Genomic DNA, 15,167 nt, shown 5'->3' with positions numbered 1-15,167 from the left:
GGTTTCCCTTATTCCTTCGATGGATGCTGTTTGCCGGGCGTCTTGCCGCTGAGCGAATAGGCAAAGGCGATCACCTCGGCCACGGCCAGATAGAGTTCCCGCGGGATTTCGTCGCCCAGCGGAACCTGGGCCAGCACGTTCGCCAAACCCGCATCCGTATGCAGCGGAATGTCGTGCCGCCGCGCCAGATCGATGATCCGCTCCGCTACGGCGCCTTTGCCCTTGGCGGTCACCCGGGGAGTGTTCTCGCCGTCGTAATTCAGGGCGACGGCGATATCGGGGGGGTTGATGAGCCGGCTCATGCGCGGAGGTCCAGGAGCGGCGGAGAGACGGGAGCGGAGAACGGCGACGGTGGCGGCCGGTCCAGGGCGGTTAATTGGCCCACGGTCAATCCCGCGCCCTGCAATCGGGCTCTCAGATGTTCGCATTGCGCGCGAATCAGGTCGGACGTCGCGGCCGTATCGCTCCACAAATAAGCATCGATGCGGCCGCCTTTTAAAATAAGGCGCGCAGAGAAGGTCCCCAGTCCCGGCGGATGCAGTTCCACGTTGATCGACCACGGATTGGCGGTTTCCGGATCCCCGGATTTCGCATCCTCGGCGATCAGCAGCTTGACTGTGTCGCCATGCGGCCCGTCGGTAAAAGGAATTTCCAGCCGCCAAAGCGATGCGCCGCCGTCGTTCGCGGGCAGGGATGCCAGTTGATCCGTGATCACCTTCGCCAGCGCGGCCTCGACTTTTTGAGCGATGCGTTCGGCTCCTGATTCCCGGCCCGGCGCGAGAGCGTCGAATTCGTCCGGTGGCGCGGAGTCCATTCGGCGCGCGGCCGAGGTTTCGAGCGCCCGTTCGTGCGATGCCGTAGGCGGCGAGTACGGCCGTAATGACGGAGGATTCTTTTCGTGCTGCAGCTCGTCCGTCCATGTCCCAGCTTCGGACGAACCGGCGGCTTCCGTCCGTTCGCGTGCGCCGGTGAGTGCCGTCTGGAGCTCGGCATCCGTCGGCCGGCCGCTCGGATCGGGCGTGGCTTTCGGACCCGCTCCAAGCGTTTTCAACGTATCGAGAACGCGCAATAGTTGGGCTTTGAAATCCGAATCGGCGAAGCCGGGCGAGAAATCGGCCTGCCCGGCGAGTTTCGCCTCGAGAAACACGCCCGAATTTCTTACGGCGTTTTCTACGCCCTCGGCCTTCGTCAATTCGGATTTGCCGGGGATCGAAGCCAGCAGGCGGTCTAAAGCCTGCGTTGCCGGGGCAGGCAGGGCGGCGGTTTGTTTGGCCTGCGCGGCGAGGAGCCGGACTTCCTCGACGACATCGGCCAGCGGTTCCTGTTTCGGCAGGAATAGACGCAAAGCCTGCCGGACCGGCGGTTCCGGAGCCGGGGAGCCGGAATCGCGCGGCAGGATGCGAAGCTCGGAAGGCATTCCCGGTTTGATCACCTCGAGTTCGATGATCTGGCCCGGTTGAAGATTGGCGTTGCTGCGCGCCGTAAGGGTGCGTCCGCCCGAGTCGAGCCGGAGAAGAAACAGATGATCTTCAAGCCGCGCCTGAACGACGGCTTTGAGAACATCGCCGAGTTTTAACGATGGCGCCCCGGCCTGAAGCAGAGGGGACGCCTGGATAAGGACGGGCGGCCGAATGTCCATCAGCGTCAATGCGCAAGCATTTGCCGGATCTGCAAAATTTCCTCCTTGGCCAGACCGAGCACATCTTTGCTGATATCCGTGGCCGGCTGTCCCGGCATGAGTTTTCGGTAGGCCGGAAGCTCATCCATGCAGGGATATTTATGAATCTGAAGCGTGCCGACGAAGCTGTGGATTTGGGACAGGATGACCAGATCCGTGTAATCCGGCGCTCCGGGGTGGTCGCGAAACCAATCTTCCGCATGGACGCTCACATCTTCGAAATCCGCCGGAAAGTTCCATTTCCGCAAAATCATCACGCCGACGGGCGCGCGAAGGGTTTGTAACGCCTGATCGAGATGGCGGGGATCGGCGATCAGTTCCGGATGCCGATCGGCGAATGTCAGCACGGGAACGCAACCGATATCGTGAACCAGCGCGGCCAGCATCGCCCGATCGGGGTCGAACCCCCGCGTTTTATGGGCGAGCACGGCGCAAATCGCGGCCACGTAGCTGCTGTGCGCCCAAAGATCGTGCATCCGTTTTCGAATCTGGGGCAATTTGGCGACGAACACGGCCTTCAGGGAAAAGGTCGTGATCAGATGCTGTGCCGCCTTGAGCCCGAGTCGCGTCAACGCTTCGGGACAGCTCTCGATTTTCTTGCGGCCGTGATAAAGCGGACTGTTGGCGATATGGATCAGCCGCGCGGTAATCGCCGGATCGATTTGCACGACCCGTGCGATCCTCGAATTATTCGCCCGGTCGTCGTTGATCGCCTTGCGAATCTTTAGGGAAATGTCCGGGAGAGTCGGCAGTACGAGCGTTTCCGCCCGCATTTCCTGATAGCACAGCCGTAGCAAAGGGTTTTGAAGCGTATCTGCCGTCTCGAGAGTCATTACGAATGGACCGCGTTTATGGGATCGCCGCCGACGCTTGATTTGAAAAAACAGTAAGAATAGCTCGGTTCGAGCGCCTCGGTAGCAGGGTTCGCTTCGCGCCGAAGGAGCGAGCCGGATTTTGGTATCATTGTCGTCTTTCCTCAATCCCGCGGTCACCGGGCGTCGGCACGAAAGCCGGCGGCTCTAGCCTCTATTTCAGGATTATTCGAATGACCATACGTACCCGATTTGCTCCGAGTCCTACGGGTTATTTGCACGTTGGCGGCGCGAGAACGGCGCTTTTTTCGTGGCTTTACGCGCGCAAGCACGGCGGCACCTTCATCCTGCGCATCGAGGATACGGACTTGCAGCGCTCCACGGCCGAGGCGGTCAACGCGATTCTCGAGGGCATGACCTGGCTCGGACTGGAATACGACGAAGGGCCGTTTTATCAGACCCATCGCTTCGAGCGTTACAAGGCCATTGCCCAGCAGTTGCTGAACGAGGGCAAAGCCTATCATTGCTACTGCACGAAGGAAGAACTGGACGACCTGCGCGCGGAGCAAATGGCGCGCAAGGAAAAGCCTCGGTACGACGGACGTTGCCGCCATCGCGCCGAACCGCGCGAAGGCGTGCAGCCGGTATTGCGATTCCGCAATCCCGATGACGGCGAAGTCGTCATCGAAGATTTCGTGCGCGGCCGGGTCGTCGTGAAAAACAGCGAGCTGGACGACCTCATCATTCTCCGCTCGGACGGCACGCCCACCTACAACTTTACCGTGGTGGTCGACGACCTCGACATGCGGATTACCCACGTCATCCGCGGTGACGACCATCTCAACAACACGCCGCGCCAGATCAACATTCTAAAGGCACTGGGCGCGCCGCTGCCGAAATACGCGCACGTGCCGATGATCTTAGGGCCCGACGGAGCCAAGCTGTCGAAACGCCACGGAGCGGTCAGCGTCATGCAATACCGCGACGACGGCTATCTGCCCGAGGCGCTCATCAACTATCTGGTACGCCTCGGCTGGTCCCACGGCGATCAGGAGATCTTTTCGGTGGACGAAATGATCGAATTGTTCGATGTCAACGACATCAATCATTCGGCCTCGGCGTTCAATTCCGAAAAACTGTTGTGGCTGAATCATCACTACATCATGCACAGCGATCCCCTGCATGTCGCGCATCACCTGCGCTGGCACCTGGGACAACTGGATATCGACCCCACTCAAGGACCCGATCCCGTCCGGGTGGTCGAAGCCCAGCGCGAGCGCTGCAAGACCCTGGTCGACATGGCAAAGGCGAGCGCGTTCCTTTACAAAGAGTTCGACGCATACGACGAAAAGGCCGCCGGCAAACATTTGACGGCTGACGGCCTGGCGATTCTACGGACCCTGGAAACAAGGCTGCGGGCGCTGGACGTCTGGAATCGCGAAGCGATTCATCAAGTCGTCGCAGAGACCGCGGAAACGCTCGGAGTGAAAATGGGCAGCGTCGCCCAGCCGCTTCGGGTGGCCGTGACGGGAACGACGGTATCGCCTCCCATCGATCTTACCTTGGAATTGCTGGGAAAAGACGCGACTCTCTCAAGAGTCGGCCAGGCCATCGCGTATATCGACAAAAAAAACTAGACAAACGCGGAGTCTTTCTTTAATATTCGCGTTCTCGGTCGGTTGGGGCCATAGCTCAGCTGGGAGAGCGCAACAATGGCATTGTTGAGGTCGCGAGTTCGATCCTCGCTGGCTCCACCATTCACCGACCGCAGCAAGTTCCTTGTCCCCATCGTCTAGAGGCCTAGGACACCGCCCTTTCACGGCGGTAACAGGGGTTCGAATCCCCTTGGGGACGCCAATTAAATCAATGGCTTAATCGGTAATACTTAGGGAAAATTCGGAACTTAGGGAGAATTTAGGGAAAATCCGGTCGGACAGGTCCCTAAAAGACAGCGCAGGAACCGCACAGATTTCATAAAAAAGGCCCGTTCAGTTCCGGGCTTTTTTTGTGCCTATCACCCAACAAAAAACCCGGCCGCGGGGTGCGAGCCGGGTTATCGCGCTGCCGTAGGATCAGGCGCAAGCGCATCGTAAGACAACAGCGCGGCAACTTCGAGCTTAGACCAGAATCGGCATCCGCGCACCCCGCACTCACCTCGGCGCCTTCCCTTGCGCACCCCGCAATGCGCACTAACCTGCGCACCGTTTTGCGCACTTTTTCCTCAAACCCGCACCACCCCAATCTCATACGGTGTCTGTGGTGTGCGCTGCTCGACGGGCACGATCACGCAACGGAATCGGGCATCCCGATCGCCATCGATGGTCAAACCGCAACAGCACAGCATTTCATGGTCATCGCCCTCGACCGATGCGCCGCATTCAGCACAGACGAAACCATCGCCGGATCGGAGAATACGGCCACGGCAATGCCGGCATAGGTGATTCGTCAGTTCATACATGCCTGTTAGCCCCGACTCGCATTGATGCCCGCGCCTGTTTTTTGATGTCGCCGCGCTCACGATCCAGTTCACGGCGCTCCCGCCTCGAATTCCGTTGCCAGTCTGGTGCCGGCTCATTGTCGGGTTCAAGATCCGGTCTGCCGAACGTGAACCTCAGTGTTTCAGGTGATCGCGCCCGAAATACGGCAGCCAACAGCATTTCGGTCTGATCCACGGCCAGCCGGCTGTACTGCACCCTCCGACCTTCGTGCACGAAAATGACCGAGTGCGGGACCGGCTTATTCTCAAGTAATCGAATCGGCGGATTCCCGTGCCGGTTCTTGCCTTTTTCGACCTCTTTCGCGCGATTCCAGCATGAAACACACAGTGCGGCACTTGGCACATACCGCGCGGATTTGCGCCGGCATCGTGGACACACACGGTCCGCACGTGCTGCAATCGGCCGATCCTTCGGCTTCTCACCCGCATGGCAGGCTCCAATGGGACAGCCCTGGCAATGTTGCAGGTGCGGCCGATACGCCACCCTGAGCGCGGATTTGGCCGCCCGGTAGTTTTCCAGACACGCTCGATCCGTGAGCGTCGCCCCGTGCGCCGTGCATCGAAACATGCGGAGTCCGTGTACTTCGGTGTAGGCAATGCCGGGTGCCGATAGAACCGCGCTATCCATTGCGGGCAGCCTCATCGATTGCGCCAAGAAGCGCCTCCATCGCCTCGAGCCGTTTCAGCATGTCCCCGTGCTCGATCACGGCCAGCCTGTCCTTAATCATTCCGACCAAAATCGCCCCAACATCCGGACTGATCGCGCCGTCCGCAACCTGTTTATCGATGGCCTCAATCTGTCCGAGTGGCGTCATGGATTCGTAGCCGTCCGGCAGTTCGATCGGCGCTAACTGCGATTTTCTAATGGGTGCGATTCTTTCAATGACCAGCCTCATGCAAGCCGGATCGCCGTCCTTGGCCAGCTCAAGGCATTTCGCAAAAACTGCCTCCCGGTCGGTCTCGTCGATCCAATGAAACAAGTTGCGCCGATCGGGACGCCCGGGTGGGCGCCCCCTAGGATTGCCGCTTTGACCAGGCTGGAATCTGGTTTTGCCGCCCCTTGGCATCAGCGCCACCCGCGACCCGGCAGTGCGCCGAACGAGGCCAAATTCCTCAAATCGTTTGAAACCGTGTACACGCTGGTCAGTGACGGTTTGCCGAGCTGTGCGCCCACGGCGGTCATGTCGCCCAAAATAGCAAACAGCAATTGTTCAACCTGCACGGCGCGCTCTTTCAAAGACGCCAGCAGCGTTTCCCGCTGATGCCGGTCCCACGCTTGTTGTGCAGCCGCAAGTTGACCACGTGAACCCGCTAAATCGGCATTGACCGCCGATTCCTCATTGCTCGCCTCGACCAATAGCGGGCGCAGTGCGTCCAGATCCAGACCTAACATGTAAACCCGCCCGGCCGTTGCATCGCTATCGTCACCCGAATTCCGTTTTGAAATGAGTTCCGATCGCTCTGATTCAATGCGGGCGATCCGATCACGAATGGTTTCGAGTTTTTCAATCGCTTCGGCGTGCTTTTCGGCCAGTTCTTCGACCTTGAGCTGCGCACGGACAACGGCCTGAGCAAATGCGTCGGATAATTGATTCTGATTATTCATAGTGGGTTTCTCTCTCGGGGATTAACGGGTAATTCGTGATTGATGGAGCTGCATGGTTTTCTCGGCAATAATCTCATCATACTTGGTTAATACGCGATCCAAGTCCGCTTTTGCCGCACTAACCAGTTTCTCGGTTTCGTGCGCGATCTTCGCCGCCGTAATCTCGTCCAGCATGGCAATGGCTTCGGCTAAATCGGCCTGATCGCTGGCTAGAATATCCTGCCGTTTATATTGCGCTCGGCGCAGGTCGGACGCCAATTCATCGCCAGCCAATACAGATTTAGCAATGTCCTCGTTAAGCCGGTTCAGTTCCTTTCGCGATACCTCGACATTCCATTTATCGCTTGCAATCCGATCGAGAAGTGCTTTACGTGCCGACGCATACGACTGGCCGTTAATAGTCAGTTGCCCGGCCTTATTAACCTTGATCTCCAGTCCCGTACTCATCGCCGTACCCCCAATTTCCCGAATCTATTTTCGAGCACCGCGAGTTGCAGCCCGGTAATCCGGCCGGCCTCATACTCGGCAAACGCCTTGGCCATGAAACCCGCGGTGCGCCGCTTCATGTCCGCATGTTGGCGCAACACAAGCGCTTTTTGCCGGCGTTGAAGGTCGGCCAATTGCGACCCCATCGCCGCCATACTCTTCGCAAAGCTCGGTTTTGTTCGGGTCGGGATAACATCCCGTGAGCCTGACTGATAATAGTCACGCATACGCTTCTCGAAACGGATATCCTCGATTAATGCATCAAAATGACTCATCGGTAAAACTCCAAATTAATTAATGCTCACACCCAAATTACACCCTCACCACCGAAAAAAATGTCAACATTCAACAAGAAATTTATTGTTTTGAAACCTGATCTATCCCTGATCCAAACAGGTTCGTGCGGGTTGACACGGCGTGACTGGATAATTGTGATCGTGGGTTATTCGTAACTACTTCGGAGATACATAGATGAGCGGAATCAAAATTCCAGTTCGGGCGGATATAAGCCAGCTTAAAAGCGACTTGCAGGAAATCACGAAAGAAGCCGAGCGCATTAATCGGTCACTCGGCAATAATCGCGTGAATCTCGATGTTGATAAGGCGCGCGACCAGTTAAATAGGATTTGGGAATTAGCCAATAAGCTCGAATCAAGCATCGGCAAAACCCATAAAATCACGGTCGATACCGCAGACGCGGCTGCGGAACTGACCCGTGCACGCGAACAAGCGGAAAAACTGGCCGAAGCCCTGAGTTCGACCGGACAGGCAAACCCGGCCTATCGACGGGCAGTTGAAGAGGCAAGGCAACTTGAAAGCGCCATCGGTCGGGTAGTCAACCAACAGCGGCAACTATCGGATTTGTTCAGGCAGGCCAGTACCGGCGTTGTCGGCGCCTTCAGCCCCGGCGCAGCCAGTGCGATCAATGCCGGTGTCAGTGCTGGCGGATGGGGTGCCGGACTCAAAGCAGCCGGCGCAACGGCAGCCATTTACGGAGCCGTCCGGGGCGCTCAGGCGGTCAGTGGCGGCATGGACAGCGCCATTCAGGAGGCATACAGCACCAGCGATCTCAGGGGCGCTACGGGCGCTCTGGTCAGTGAGTTTCGAGTCCTGGCGGAATCAGCGCGGTCGGCATCGATCGGTATCGGCGCGACCACAGCCGAGTTCCTTCATGCCGAAACATCCATTGCGCATATCGGCGGAATCAGCGATACCGGGGCGCTTGCGGCCACCACGCGAAACGCGGTCTCATTGGCGCGCGAACTCGGATTAGATCCGGGCACGGGTGCATCGGTATTTGGTAATCAAATCAGATTCCGCGGCATGGGCGAAGACGAGACCAGTCAAAGAAAATTCGCCGGCATCCTGGCCGATGTCCTTTCACGAACGGGGTTCGGGAAAGCCGATGAGGTTTTGTCGGCGGTCACGAATTTCACGGCGATAGCCGCTCGATCCGCGTTCAGCGATCCGAACGTAGGCGGGTACATGTCACTGCTATCGATGCTATCCGGCAAGGATTCGCCATTCCACGGCGATGTCTCGGGCGCCTCGTCGCTCATCGGTCGGGCCGATGCCGCGTTCCGTGGCGGTTCCGGGGGCATGGCCGGCGATGCCTTCCTGCTCGGTGTGATCCAAAACGCCGTTGGCCGCGATTTCTCGGGGGTCGATCTTAAATACATCCGTGAACAGGGCATCATGGGCACGTTTGAATCGGCGCTCGGCCCCGAATCGCTTTTATTCCGAACCAGCGATCCAGCCAAACAAAAGCAACTGGCCGCGCAGCTCGCACGGGCACGGGCGAACGGCACAGCCAACACCCCATTTTTCGATCTGGTGAATCAGGCGCTCGCCAGGCAAATAGGGGATACTGGATTGCGGGCGGATGCCGGCGCAAATCTGTTCGGTATCGGCGTTTCCGAGTATCGGACATTCATGCTCGAAACGGCCAAGCATGGCGGTATTGGCGGACTATCGAAAAAGCTCGCTGATCGCGGCCTCTCGGCAGGAAACATGAGCGTCGCCCAAATCCTCAACTCGGCCAAGCTGCTCGATGCGGACGACGCGGCGCTTCGCAATGAACGTGAGCGCATTCTGAAATCGGGGAAGCTGAGCGATGAAGACAACGCCCTGTTGAGCGGTGCCACGACGACCGAAGGACTGCGCGATGCGCTGCTCAAGGTCTCCAAGGATGACGTGATTCGAGATCAAGGCCAGCAGACCCGCGACGCTATCGCGGGCATTCAAAACGCGATTACCGAAATGTCCGGTAAGCTGGTCGGAACAACCACGGCAATCAAAGAAGCCGTGCTCGCGGCGGCCGGCATGACTCCTGAAAAGTTCGCCAAATGGCAGGCCGAACACGGTACGGGTGTGGCCGATGCCCAGGCGCGCATTGATGGCCGTGCGCTTGAAATGCACAATCTACGGGCCATAAAACTGCCGATCACGAGCACGCTGGCCAAACACGGCATCATGCAGGGTACCTATGAGGAACAGCGCAAGCGCTTGAAGGAATTGGAAGACGCCGATGCCGCGGATCGGGCGATTATCAAAAACGCCGAGGAAACCGCGCTCCTAAACTCGCCGTCCCGGTACGACAACCTATTCAAGAAGGCTGGCGCAAAATACGGAGTTGATTGGCGCATTGCCAAGGCGGTTGCGGTACATGAGAGTCGGTTAAATCCCCGCGCTATCGGTCGGAATTCGAACGGAACCGTTGACCGCGGCTTGATGCAATTGAATTCGCGCTACGATGCAGAACGAGGCGTAACAGATCCATTTGATGTCGAGCAAAACATCGATGCCGGCACGAAGTTTATTGCCGACAAGATCAAGAAGCACGGGGTTCTGGACGGTCTAAAAGCCTACAACGGTTCGGGACCGGCCGCTGAACGCTACGGGCGGGACGTTTACAACCTCTATCGTTCGAGTCAAATCGATGACCCGCTGCCCCCCGGACACACGGCGAAAACTGGCGCCGACAAAATCTCGATGCACACGATCCGCGGAGAATTCACGCTACGGGACTCCCAAGGCCGGGAAATCGCCGATCCCGTATCGGTTAATCATCGGTATGAGTTGCCGCATACAGGACTCGCCTAGCAAAGGTACAACGAAGAAGGGCGCTCTCGGGCGCCCCTGCTTTACCCTATCCCGCGCGACTTGCCCACCATTTCATTCCAATACGGCGATGTATCCATGCGCGATCTCCGAATGAACTCATCTGATCTCTCGTAATGAACCGTCGTGGTAAAACCGCGAAACGGAGCAAACATGTGCTCGACGCGCGACGCATAAACGCTGTACGACAAATCGCCATCTTTGATACGAATAAATGTGCCGGCGCGTAAGCGCTCATTGCCCCGCAGGGTCATAGCGCCGCGCCCGAACAGCGCCGCATCGCGGTGAGCCAGCGCCAGGGCATCGCGTTGGTTTTTTATCCAATCCGTCATCGTCGAATCATAGGATTTCCGTTGCTCGGCATTCCTTTTATCGGCCGGCCCCGTGTAATCTGGTGCGCCCAACAGTATTTCGGCATCCAGCAACCTGTATCCGTAAAGCTCCGGGCTGCAATACGGGTAATCCGTTTGATCGGTGATCGCATTCGCCATCATGAACGCGGAATCGGAATTCAGCACCCACGGCCGACTGCGGACCCGCACGAAATTCGAAACGTTTTGATCCGTGCGTGCGCTCTCGATGCTAATGATGTCGCCGTCGTCGATTTCGAAGGTTTGGATATCGGGAACGCCATCCTGAATATATTTGCCGCGCAGGTCACGCCAAGGCGTCGGCCTCAAAATGATCGTCTCGCCGTCCTCGCCGCTCACGCTGAACAATTCGTTCAACCCCGAATCGACATCGCACAACATCGCGATGAATCGATACAGACTGCCGCCCTCGAAACTGGACGCCAGCATGCCTTGCACCCTGCCACGTGCCGAGCATTCGATACTGATGGTGGAAAATTCCAGCCCGAGCGCCTTACGATTGGTCCACGTCATTGTCCCCAAAAATTGGGAGATCAATTGAAACACGATGTCGTTCATGAAATCCGCCACGTTCGGATTCCTGGCAATGGTGCCGGTCGTATCGTATTTTTGCAAAAACCTGAACGTCGTCAATATGTTATCGCCTAGTGGCGTGCCGTTGATGTAGAAAATCCTGAGCGCCTGCCACGTCCGACCGATCAAATTTTGCCCAGTAATGACGACCTGCCGTTGCGGGCGGCCTTGGTCGTCGACTCCACGCTTGCGCCGGATTTCTGAAACCTGTCCCCGCATTACGACCGGGAGTCTACGCACACCATATTCGTGAGGGGCGTGCGCCAACCGGAATTCAATCAAATCGCCCGGCTCGACCAAGGCCGCCAACGATTCTGCGCGCGGGCAGACGCTCTGCGTTTTATGCGGGACATCGGCAACAGTGATAGCCCAGGCGCCGGCCGGTTCGCGAACGCCATTCGCGATTCGCACGGTCGAGCCATCGCCCAGAAACGGCACGAGATCAATCGATGGTTCCGCCGTGTTTGCCGCACGGTAGGGCGTTTTCGTTTTGTCGTCCGCGTCCCTCGAAAACTCGCCAATGGGTGCCTCCGAGTGTGCGGCGACTTTAATCAGATTGATCTCAATTTTTGGATGATAAATCTTCGTTGCCACAAGTTTCTCCAGTTTTTTTCGATTGCCACGGGTTCATTCTGCCCTCACGCTGCCGGCACTGCGAAGGTTCCTGCGGACCCGGCACTGCGAAGTTTTGTGCGAACCTGTGTGCGAACAATGGACTTATTCCTCAGAATAAAAACATCGTTCAATATTCTCAGGAATGCAGGCATAGAAAACCCGGCCGGAGCCGGGTTCGCTATGTGTGGGCATCGATCAATCAGGAGATTTGACGACCAGCCGACCCTGGAGAAAACCGGCCGGTCGTCCGGATGAACAACGACGTTGACATGGATAGTTTGGCGTCACGCCGGTTTTACGGGCAAGGCGACCGCGCCATTGTCAACGCCTGTTCAATAATGCAATGCGCCTAAACGCCTCACGATGGCACCCATGCAAGCGGCGAGCCATCGGCTGTAGGCCACGGATGGCGCTGCTCTACGAACCATAAGCAAAAACCATTTTGTTGCCCATAACAAAATGGCCCGAACCATGCTTAACAGAAATAATCACGAGGCACACCACGCCGGTTTTAGGCGAGAAGCCCGCGAATTCTGGCCGCAGCAAGCACTCGATCAATGGTCGGCTGAAAGCGCGGGCTCAGCGGCCGCCAGCATGCGGGTTTTTGTAGGTGCAGGCATCGCCCGGTGTCGATGTGCGGCCGGATATAGACCTCGACGACCGGTTCACCACGACGACCACGGCGGACAGCGTACAGTCGATTGCCCAGTTCGAATTCAACTCTCATGAGAGTCTCCGTTAATCAGTTTGTGAAGACGTTTCCAGGTCTCCATGACCTCACCCGAATCATGCAAACTGAGCGGCATCAGCGATCCAACAACGTGCTTGCCTCTTGATCGCGTGTACCAGCCGAGTAGCTGCCGGATAATGGCCAGTAATTCAGCCGAAGCGCGCGGCCTTGCTGGTGTTTTGCCAGCGGCTCGCAGCCGGGCACGGTATCGCCGGCAGTATTCGGTATTGGTCATCGACCTATCGCCAATAGGCGGACGCCCCCGCTTTCTAGTGATTTGACCGTCACTCATTTCATGTAGCCCCTACAGATAATTCACACCATTAATCTGTAGTCACGACAGGTAATTCAGAAGCGCCAGAACGCCGTGATCTCGCCCGACTTTGAGCGTGACGGCATGATCGAGTAGTCACCCCGCAATGCCTTGGTAGCCGTTAGAATCTCCCGGCGTTGCGCTGGTGACAACCCTGGCTGTATTTTTGTTCAATAAGCCACGTTGCCCTACCGTCAGGGTTTTTTATGCGCACAAAAAAGCCCGGTACATGACCGGGCTTGTCTTTGGTGCAGTCCTCTAGCTAATCCGTCACAAATCGAATTTGTGCAATGTGGTCGTCGTCGAATGGGTAATCCTTCGGATCAAGCTTTTCACCGTTCGGCGCTATATCGGTTTCGTTGAATAGGCAGATCCTCACGCATTCTTGTCCATTCGGGAATACTCCCGGCTCTGCCCAGGCTTCGACCGCTTGCCATTCCTCGAATTCTTCGAAACCGTCCAGGCTAATCTGGTATGGTTCCCCCGTTGCCACCGAACTATCAAAAGCCGGGAAACCGAGTTCGACTTCACCGTCAAAATCGTCTTCTTGTTCTGTCATCGTTAATCCTATAAATCAAACGCCCCTTGAAGCCGTCCTAGCAGATACCCCTCGAACAGCGGGAACAGCCGTTTAAATGCCTTGCGCTCGACCTTGGCATCGGACCCGGTTACGTCCTCGTCGTCAAAAGCAAGCGCGCCAGGTCTTAACTCCAGCAAGTTCCAATAGAATTCGGAAACCAGCCGATGCACAAAATTCTGGTCGGGGGGCACCCTCAGGCGATCCGCCAAGGTTTTTACCACTCTCGGCCAGTCACCCGCCGCCCCCAAGTCTAAAATCCGGTTCCTCAGGAAAAGAAGTGCGATCACGACATTGTCAAGTTTTTCTTCATTGGTAGTCATAAAAAAATCTCCTGTTTCAGTTTAAAAATGTAGCTCTTTCTCGAAAAGCCGTACTCGAATCACAAATCCCTTCACCCTTATCCCCGAACTCCGAGAAACCCACGCACGACATAGCCAATCGACGCCGCCACAAGCCGGATGCCAGTCACTCCGGCAAAGATCTGCAACAGGGCGATCTTGATCGAAACATCCAGATTCCAGAAACCAAACACCGCGCTGCCGGCGAATAGAACCAGCACGTATAAGCTCCACCAGATCATGAGCACCCGCGCCAGCCGCCGCCCGCCTTCGAATGCGTTATCCCGTGGCGTGTAGGCCATAGAGAACGTGATACCATTGTTTGTAGCCATGAATGTACCTCTCTCTAGGTTTGCGTTTATGGTTAGCGGCGCCGGGTGCGGCTAACACCCGGTTCCGCGCTTTCTCGATCAATCACCCAACTGCTCGGCTTTCAAACCCCAGCGAGCCGCAAGGGATTTTAGTTCTCGAACCGTCATCGACAAGCTTTCGGCAAGGCGCTTAACCGCTTCCCTGCCTTCACGGATCGCCTGTTCCAGTTGCCGCGGCGTTCCGCCTAACTGGAAAAATTCGGATATTTCGCTTTCTGTCATCACACACCCCGTTTGAAATATCAATGAAGACCTATCGCTTCCTGCCGCGCCCGGTCCGCGGCCTCCACTTCCGCGACTTCCGCTCGGGCACGATCGGCCGCAGGCTGAATGTCCTTCATGAATCGCATTAGGACGAAGAGCGCACCGAGACAGCGATTAACGCCCTCGTCGGTCAGTTCGACGCCCGACCGGATCAAGTCAAACATGATCCGTTTGTAGGTCATCATATGGCTAAATACCGCATCCTCCATGGCCACGACGCCCCCGGCATTCATTTGATTACCAGCAATCAGTGAATCAAAAGTGTCCATCAGTTGCTTGGTCTCGCGCTCGAGCAGGGAAAGCTCGGCCATCAACCCGGTTTGCTCAATCGTTTTGCTCATCGTCGTAAACTCAATAAACCCACAAAACCTCTAACCCGCATTCCGCGTATCCTTTTATGCAGTCACGCCATACCTGCATATAGTCTCTGCGTTCCCGAGACGCATTTGCTGGTATTGGATTGATCAATTCGGTTGCATCCGCGACGTGGCTTTCGAGAATCCTCGAAATCTCTTCCAAAAACTCATAACTTGACGCCGAAATAAACCCATCGAGCGAATTGAAAAATACCTTCTTGAGTCGACCGCCGTTATCCCGGTATTCATCAAGAGCATCAAGTAACTCGTAACCCATGCGAGAAAAACAAAGTTGCGACCTGTAAAGCATTTCCTCTTCGTAATCCAAAGCGTTCAACGTCCGCCATTGGATCGTTGACCAAACCGGATTCTTTGTAATCACGATTCGGAACACCGTATCACCATTAGCCATCGTGAGTTCAATTCGTTTCTGTCTCGCAAGATTCTTTAACCCGGT

At 56.7% G+C, this 15,167-nt stretch carries 18 protein-coding genes and 2 tRNA genes; 5 read left to right on the top strand and 15 right to left on the bottom strand.

What is annotated here, in order from left to right; all coding sequences use genetic code 11:
* Positions 1-8: 8 nt before the first annotated feature.
* Genes ACWJKU_RS12680 through ACWJKU_RS12670 form a run of 3 tightly spaced genes read right to left on the bottom strand, consistent with a single transcriptional unit; the run spans position 9 to position 2,511 of the window.
* Positions 9-302, bottom strand: coding sequence for an EscU/YscU/HrcU family type III secretion system export apparatus switch protein (locus ACWJKU_RS12680; protein WP_454142664.1), 294 nt, complete (start codon positions 300-302; stop codon positions 9-11).
* Positions 299-1,639: a flagellar hook-length control protein FliK gene (gene fliK, locus ACWJKU_RS12675; protein ID WP_454142663.1), complete on the bottom strand. Its 1,341-nt coding sequence runs from the start codon at positions 1,637-1,639 to the stop codon at positions 299-301. The genes ACWJKU_RS12680 and fliK overlap by 4 nt, the downstream gene beginning before the upstream one ends.
* A 5-nt stretch (positions 1,640-1,644) precedes the next feature.
* Complete coding sequence (locus ACWJKU_RS12670) at positions 1,645-2,511, bottom strand: HDOD domain-containing protein (protein ID WP_454142662.1); 867 nt, start codon at positions 2,509-2,511, stop codon at positions 1,645-1,647.
* A 212-nt stretch (positions 2,512-2,723) separates the two neighbouring features.
* On the opposite strand from ACWJKU_RS12670, the gene gltX reads away from it, so the two are divergent.
* From gltX to ACWJKU_RS12650, 4 genes are all read left to right on the top strand, one after another.
* Positions 2,724-4,127 carry a glutamate--tRNA ligase gene (gene gltX, locus ACWJKU_RS12665; protein ID WP_454142661.1) on the top strand — a complete coding sequence of 468 codons (1,404 nt, stop codon included), beginning with the start codon at positions 2,724-2,726 and terminating at the stop codon, positions 4,125-4,127.
* Between the two features lie 44 nt (positions 4,128-4,171).
* Positions 4,172-4,247, top strand: a tRNA-Ala gene (locus ACWJKU_RS12660).
* A 24-nt stretch (positions 4,248-4,271) separates the two neighbouring features.
* Positions 4,272-4,347: transfer RNA gene (locus ACWJKU_RS12655), tRNA-Glu, on the top strand.
* Between the two features lie 325 nt (positions 4,348-4,672).
* Positions 4,673-4,927 carry a hypothetical protein gene (locus tag ACWJKU_RS12650; RefSeq protein ID WP_454142660.1) on the top strand — a complete coding sequence of 85 codons (255 nt, stop codon included), beginning with the start codon at positions 4,673-4,675 and terminating at the stop codon, positions 4,925-4,927.
* Between the two features lie 680 nt (positions 4,928-5,607).
* Here the strand turns inward: ACWJKU_RS12650 and ACWJKU_RS12645 are convergent.
* From ACWJKU_RS12645 to ACWJKU_RS12630, 4 genes are read right to left on the bottom strand one after another with little or no spacing between them, the layout of a single operon-like run.
* Positions 5,608-6,054, bottom strand: a complete 447-nt coding sequence (locus tag ACWJKU_RS12645) for a DUF5681 domain-containing protein (RefSeq protein ID WP_454148133.1) — start codon at positions 6,052-6,054, stop codon at positions 5,608-5,610.
* Positions 6,054-6,593 carry a hypothetical protein gene (locus tag ACWJKU_RS12640; protein ID WP_454142659.1) on the bottom strand — a complete coding sequence of 180 codons (540 nt, stop codon included), beginning with the start codon at positions 6,591-6,593 and terminating at the stop codon, positions 6,054-6,056. Before ACWJKU_RS12640 ends, ACWJKU_RS12645 begins: the two co-directional genes overlap by 1 nt.
* Before the next feature lie 21 nt (positions 6,594-6,614).
* Positions 6,615-7,040 carry a hypothetical protein gene (locus ACWJKU_RS12635; RefSeq protein ID WP_454142658.1) on the bottom strand — a complete coding sequence of 142 codons (426 nt, stop codon included), beginning with the start codon at positions 7,038-7,040 and terminating at the stop codon, positions 6,615-6,617.
* On the bottom strand, positions 7,037-7,354 hold the full coding sequence (locus tag ACWJKU_RS12630; RefSeq protein WP_454142657.1) for a hypothetical protein: 318 nt from the start codon (positions 7,352-7,354) through the stop codon (positions 7,037-7,039). Before ACWJKU_RS12630 ends, ACWJKU_RS12635 begins: the two co-directional genes overlap by 4 nt.
* A gap of 196 nt (positions 7,355-7,550) precedes the next feature.
* On the opposite strand from ACWJKU_RS12630, the gene ACWJKU_RS12625 reads away from it, so the two are divergent.
* A complete protein-coding gene (locus tag ACWJKU_RS12625; protein WP_454142656.1) occupies positions 7,551-10,181 on the top strand; it encodes a transglycosylase SLT domain-containing protein in 2,631 nt (876 codons plus the stop codon).
* A gap of 41 nt (positions 10,182-10,222) precedes the next feature.
* Here ACWJKU_RS12625 and ACWJKU_RS12620 read toward each other — a convergent pair whose 3' ends face one another.
* The 8 genes from ACWJKU_RS12620 to ACWJKU_RS12585 form a co-directional block, all read right to left on the bottom strand.
* Complete coding sequence (locus ACWJKU_RS12620; RefSeq protein WP_454142655.1) at positions 10,223-11,737, bottom strand: hypothetical protein; 1,515 nt, start codon at positions 11,735-11,737, stop codon at positions 10,223-10,225.
* A gap of 532 nt (positions 11,738-12,269) precedes the next feature.
* Complete coding sequence (locus ACWJKU_RS12615) at positions 12,270-12,485, bottom strand: hypothetical protein (RefSeq protein ID WP_454142654.1); 216 nt, start codon at positions 12,483-12,485, stop codon at positions 12,270-12,272.
* 578 nt (positions 12,486-13,063) lie between these two features.
* The gene (locus ACWJKU_RS12610) at positions 13,064-13,360 is read right to left on the bottom strand and encodes a hypothetical protein (protein WP_454142653.1); all 297 of its coding nucleotides are present in this window, start codon (positions 13,358-13,360) and stop codon (positions 13,064-13,066) included.
* Positions 13,361-13,368: 8 nt separating this feature from the next.
* The gene (locus tag ACWJKU_RS12605) at positions 13,369-13,701 is read right to left on the bottom strand and encodes a hypothetical protein (RefSeq protein ID WP_454142652.1); all 333 of its coding nucleotides are present in this window, start codon (positions 13,699-13,701) and stop codon (positions 13,369-13,371) included.
* A 77-nt stretch (positions 13,702-13,778) separates the two neighbouring features.
* The gene (locus ACWJKU_RS12600; protein ID WP_454142651.1) at positions 13,779-14,051 is read right to left on the bottom strand and encodes a hypothetical protein; all 273 of its coding nucleotides are present in this window, start codon (positions 14,049-14,051) and stop codon (positions 13,779-13,781) included.
* A 78-nt stretch (positions 14,052-14,129) separates the two neighbouring features.
* A complete protein-coding gene (locus ACWJKU_RS12595; protein WP_454142650.1) occupies positions 14,130-14,312 on the bottom strand; it encodes a hypothetical protein in 183 nt (60 codons plus the stop codon).
* Positions 14,313-14,332: 20 nt separating this feature from the next.
* Positions 14,333-14,695: a hypothetical protein gene (locus ACWJKU_RS12590; RefSeq protein WP_454142649.1), complete on the bottom strand. Its 363-nt coding sequence runs from the start codon at positions 14,693-14,695 to the stop codon at positions 14,333-14,335.
* Between the two features lie 10 nt (positions 14,696-14,705).
* Positions 14,706-15,122 carry a hypothetical protein gene (locus ACWJKU_RS12585; RefSeq protein WP_454142648.1) on the bottom strand — a complete coding sequence of 139 codons (417 nt, stop codon included), beginning with the start codon at positions 15,120-15,122 and terminating at the stop codon, positions 14,706-14,708.
* Positions 15,123-15,167 lie beyond the last annotated feature (45 nt).

This window comes from Methylocaldum sp. MU1018, assembly GCF_053646775.1.
The sequence above is the reverse complement of the archived record's forward strand: the minus strand, read 5'-3'. Positions and strand labels throughout refer to the sequence as shown.

Excerpts from the sequence above, each read along its gene's own strand:
- ACWJKU_RS12680 (WP_454142664.1), bottom strand. The coding sequence starts at position 302 with ATGAGCCGGCTCATCAACCCCCCCGATATCGCCGTCGCCCTGAATTAC.
- fliK (WP_454142663.1), bottom strand. The coding sequence starts at position 1,639 with ATGGACATTCGGCCGCCCGTCCTTATCCAGGCGTCCCCTCTGCTTCAG.
- ACWJKU_RS12670 (WP_454142662.1), bottom strand. The coding sequence starts at position 2,511 with ATGACTCTCGAGACGGCAGATACGCTTCAAAACCCTTTGCTACGGCTG.
- gltX (WP_454142661.1), top strand. The coding sequence starts at position 2,724 with ATGACCATACGTACCCGATTTGCTCCGAGTCCTACGGGTTATTTGCAC.
- ACWJKU_RS12650 (WP_454142660.1), top strand. The coding sequence starts at position 4,673 with ATGCGCACTAACCTGCGCACCGTTTTGCGCACTTTTTCCTCAAACCCG.
- ACWJKU_RS12645 (WP_454148133.1), bottom strand. The coding sequence starts at position 6,054 with ATGCCAAGGGGCGGCAAAACCAGATTCCAGCCTGGTCAAAGCGGCAAT.
- ACWJKU_RS12640 (WP_454142659.1), bottom strand. The coding sequence starts at position 6,593 with ATGAATAATCAGAATCAATTATCCGACGCATTTGCTCAGGCCGTTGTC.
- ACWJKU_RS12635 (WP_454142658.1), bottom strand. The coding sequence starts at position 7,040 with ATGAGTACGGGACTGGAGATCAAGGTTAATAAGGCCGGGCAACTGACT.
- ACWJKU_RS12630 (WP_454142657.1), bottom strand. The coding sequence starts at position 7,354 with ATGAGTCATTTTGATGCATTAATCGAGGATATCCGTTTCGAGAAGCGT.
- ACWJKU_RS12625 (WP_454142656.1), top strand. The coding sequence starts at position 7,551 with ATGAGCGGAATCAAAATTCCAGTTCGGGCGGATATAAGCCAGCTTAAA.
- ACWJKU_RS12615 (WP_454142654.1), bottom strand. The coding sequence starts at position 12,485 with ATGAGAGTTGAATTCGAACTGGGCAATCGACTGTACGCTGTCCGCCGT.
- ACWJKU_RS12610 (WP_454142653.1), bottom strand. The coding sequence starts at position 13,360 with ATGACAGAACAAGAAGACGATTTTGACGGTGAAGTCGAACTCGGTTTC.
- ACWJKU_RS12605 (WP_454142652.1), bottom strand. The coding sequence starts at position 13,701 with ATGACTACCAATGAAGAAAAACTTGACAATGTCGTGATCGCACTTCTT.
- ACWJKU_RS12600 (WP_454142651.1), bottom strand. The coding sequence starts at position 14,051 with ATGGCTACAAACAATGGTATCACGTTCTCTATGGCCTACACGCCACGG.
- ACWJKU_RS12595 (WP_454142650.1), bottom strand. The coding sequence starts at position 14,312 with ATGACAGAAAGCGAAATATCCGAATTTTTCCAGTTAGGCGGAACGCCG.
- ACWJKU_RS12590 (WP_454142649.1), bottom strand. The coding sequence starts at position 14,695 with ATGAGCAAAACGATTGAGCAAACCGGGTTGATGGCCGAGCTTTCCCTG.
- ACWJKU_RS12585 (WP_454142648.1), bottom strand. The coding sequence starts at position 15,122 with ATGGCTAATGGTGATACGGTGTTCCGAATCGTGATTACAAAGAATCCG.